This window comes from Rubripirellula obstinata (assembly GCF_001642955.1).
GTDB lineage: Bacteria > Planctomycetota > Planctomycetia > Pirellulales > Pirellulaceae > Rubripirellula > Rubripirellula obstinata.
This window is the reverse complement of the sequence record NZ_LWSK01000233.1, coordinates 1-3,208: the sequence shown is the minus strand read 5'-3', so window position 1 is coordinate 3,208 and position 3,208 is coordinate 1. Positions and strand designations below refer to the sequence as shown.

Sequence of the window (3,208 nt, the reverse complement as noted above, 5' to 3'; positions counted from 1 at the left end):
GCGAAACCGAGCCAGAGAAAAAGTGAGAGATAACGCTGCCATCCGGGGATTTGCATCCCCGGCAGAGAGCTTCCGTCCCTCCGGGACTATTCACCAGCGTTATGATCATGGATCGATCAACGTCAATTTGCATTGACTTGTTCGGCTTCCCTTGGAATGAGTGACGACACCAATCCGGCAGTAATTAAGACGACGTCCCCTGCGAAAGCCGACACTTATTCCCCGCTCGTTCCTTCAACGATTTAAAAACTCCTCACCGCGTTGGGCGATGCCAATCGCGTTTCGTTCCGCGTGGACGCGCGGGGCGATGCCCACGCGGTTAAACGATAGGGAAAAGTAGGTGCGGGACTGCGCGGAGCTTGTTCCGCACCTACTTCTATGCCCCTTTGGGCCGAAATGAAACCAAGCGATCCGGGTTGGTTTCTAGCCTAGGATTCTTTCCGGCTTCGCCGATTAGATCGATGCAGTATGGGATCGCTGGAAAGACGGCGTCCAAGCACTCGGCAATCGCCTTGGGTTTGCCAGGCAAGTTGACGATCAAAGTCTCACCGCGAATTCCTGCGGTTTGTCGTGACAGAATCGCGGTGGCAACTTTTTCCAGTGACACCTTTCGCATCAATTCGCCAAAGCCGGGCATCAGCTTATCGCATACCGATTCAGTAGACTCCGGTGTAACGTCTCGCTTCGATGGACCAGTGCCGCCAGTCGTGACGACCAGGCAACAGCCTTGGTTGTCACAAAGATCGATCAGCGTTTGTTCGATCGTCGATTGATCGTCGGGAATCACGCAGGCATAACACTCGAACGAAGTGATCAGAACATCAGCCAAGTATGCCTGAATCGCTGGTCCACCCAAATCTTCGTACACACCCTGGCTGGCACGATCTGAAATCGTAAGGACACCAATTCGAGCGATGGATTCGTCGGCGGTCGTCATGGATACTAGTTTCCTGCCGACATGCGGTTTTCAATGGCTTCGATCGCTTGTTCAACGGCAACCTCGACGCGGGCCAAGTGTTCGGCCAGGGCTGATTCATCCATGCCTTCGCAGCCTTGTTCTAAAAGTTCGGATTCCGCCGTGGTTGTCGTTGCGGCCATCGACATCGACGCTCCCTTCAACGTGTGAGCCGAACGGCGCAGTAGTTGTCGGTCACTCGCAGCCAACGCAGTCTTCATTTGGCTAACCATTTGTCTCGCTTCGGCGATGTAGACGCTAAATAATTCATTCAGCAAGTCTGGATCGCCGCCAACGGTTGCGAGAGCTTTTTCCCAGTCGATGGGGTCAGGATGGTTCATAGATTTGCTAGTGAAGAGAGGAGACGCTGAAAGAGCACCTGTTTAAAAAAGCACTCTTGAGGTTCACTACTAGGATGGCAGCAAGCAATTCATCTTGCAACTCGTGCGGTGAGGCGATCGGATTTTTCGCCTCGATTTGAATAGAGCCGAACGTTGTCAAAACGTACCTTTGCGTTTGCTGGGCGACTGGCTAATTGCAGGTCTAGAAAGCGAATCGCGGTCAGATCTAACGGCCTTCCTAAGGTCGTGATCCACTGTTCCCGCGGAATCCGCAATTCTGTTTGTTTTCCTAGCTCGAGCAAAAATACCTTTCTGCAGACGTCTTGAAATTTTTCACCATGATGTGCGTCGATGATTTGCACCGCAACTTTGATAGTTCCGCTAAGCAGTGTCGGGTCGTTCAGCGCAAACGCGTCGATCACGATGCCATCTCGGTCAGACCAATTGTTTTGCATCTCATATAACGTGGCTGATGTTTGAGTTCCCGATTGATAAGAAACCTCCAAAGCCCAATCACCATCGGTCGCGGAAAAGTTTTTGTTGGTTGCATCACGATGGACTCGTCGGGCATAGCAGTTGGCAAAGTGCCATCTTTCTAGTTCGGCCTTTCGCTCGAACGACGCAAGGAGCGGAAACTCTTTTTTCATCGCCAGTGCGTCATTGATGGTGGCAAGCGGAGCAAGCCAAGACAAAATGATGCTGCCAGCAGCTAGAAGCAAAAGCACGACGGACCATTTTTTCAGCGGAACGAATCCACCAGAACCGCTTGCGATCAGAAAACAACATGCAGCAACAATGCCCCAAGAATCCGCCGCCAAGTCGTGCAGCGATGCAGTACGACCGGTCAGTCCCTGGGCCACTTCCGTCAATCCACCAAAAGCGAAGGCGATCGCGGAAGCGAAGCACAATCGAACTAGAAACTGATTCCACGCGATCGGCGGCCGCAGATAATTCCAGACCATGATCAGCCCGACGGTGATTCCCGCGAACAACGGCGCGTGCGCCATGTCGCCAACCCTGGGAAGGATTCGTCCTCCGTCGGGCAGCGGAATCATCAAGCCTACGACGCTAAGCAGCAACAGAGCGGCAAGCCCTAGGATTGGTCTGACCTTGCTACGTCCAAGAGGCTCCGGGGGATTTTCGGTTTCTAGGCTCGGCATTTTGAGCTCGGCGCAGCGGATGGGGACATAGGCATTCGCAAAGTCTAGGTGAGCGGATTTTCTTCGTGAAGGATGTTCCCACTTGCATTGAACGAAGAAACTCGTTTTCTATTCATGCAGACACGTTTTTTCCGCATGCATCATCCCGACAAAGGTAATCCGAATGTTTAAATCCCAGCGAAGCGAGGATCGTGAACAAGCCAATGATTCGTTGCCCGAGAGCGTTGGGAAGTTAGTGCTTCGCATCACCATCGGCGGGCTAATGTTGTTTCATGGATACGCCAAAATCATCGGAGGCGTTGGCGGCATTGCCGCAATGCTGGAAGGCCATGGTTTACCAACCTTCATCGCTTATGGCGTTTACGTTGGCGAAATCGTCGTTCCGATCTTGATGATCTTGGGCTTGTGGACTCGTTTGTCATCACTAGTTTTCGTGTTCAACATGATCGTCGCGGTCGCACTGGCTCATTCAGGCGATTTGCTAAGCCTCAGTGAGTACGGCGGCTGGGCAGTTGAGCTTCCGATGCTGTATTTGCTCGGCGCGTTGTCGATTGCATTGATGGGGCCCGGCAATATCGCACTTGGCAAAAAGACAGGCCTGCTTGCGTAGGACGGGTTTAGGAACGTGCGACTTTTTATAGTCGCCTTTCGCTCGGGACGTCGCATCAGTTACTGCGTGTTAGGCCCGGAGGGCCGGCAGCTCCCTGCCGGGTGCGCGAGCACCCGGATGGCTGCCCCACATCAATTCTCTG

The 3,208-nt window shown here is 53.1% G+C and carries 4 protein-coding genes; 1 reads left to right on the top strand and 3 read right to left on the bottom strand.

The features are described from left to right. Positions 1-376: 376 nt before the first annotated feature. From mog to RC85_RS25260, 3 genes are all read right to left on the bottom strand, one after another. The gene (gene mog, locus RC85_RS25270) at positions 377-937 is read right to left on the bottom strand and encodes a molybdopterin adenylyltransferase (RefSeq protein ID WP_068267647.1); all 561 of its coding nucleotides are present in this window, start codon (positions 935-937) and stop codon (positions 377-379) included. Between the two features lie 5 nt (positions 938-942). Further along, entirely contained in the window at positions 943-1,296 is a 354-nt protein-coding gene (locus RC85_RS25265; protein WP_068267645.1) for an Hpt domain-containing protein, read from the bottom strand. An 89-nt stretch (positions 1,297-1,385) separates the two neighbouring features. Beyond that, entirely contained in the window at positions 1,386-2,456 is a 1,071-nt protein-coding gene (locus RC85_RS25260) for a VanZ family protein (protein WP_068267641.1), read from the bottom strand. Between the two features lie 163 nt (positions 2,457-2,619). Here RC85_RS25260 and RC85_RS25255 point away from each other — a divergent pair, with 163 nt between their 5' ends. Then, positions 2,620-3,066 carry a DoxX family protein gene (locus tag RC85_RS25255; protein ID WP_068267640.1) on the top strand — a complete coding sequence of 149 codons (447 nt, stop codon included), beginning with the start codon at positions 2,620-2,622 and terminating at the stop codon, positions 3,064-3,066. Positions 3,067-3,208: the final 142 nt, after the last annotated feature.

Bases quoted from the DNA above. Each gene is read 5' to 3' on its own strand.
- mog (WP_068267647.1), bottom strand. From the start codon at position 937: ATGACGACCGCCGACGAATCCATCGCTCGAATTGGTGTCCTTACGATT.
- RC85_RS25255 (WP_068267640.1), top strand. From the start codon at position 2,620: ATGTTTAAATCCCAGCGAAGCGAGGATCGTGAACAAGCCAATGATTCG.
- RC85_RS25260 (WP_068267641.1), bottom strand. From the start codon at position 2,456: ATGCCGAGCCTAGAAACCGAAAATCCCCCGGAGCCTCTTGGACGTAGC.
- RC85_RS25265 (WP_068267645.1), bottom strand. From the start codon at position 1,296: ATGAACCATCCTGACCCCATCGACTGGGAAAAAGCTCTCGCAACCGTT.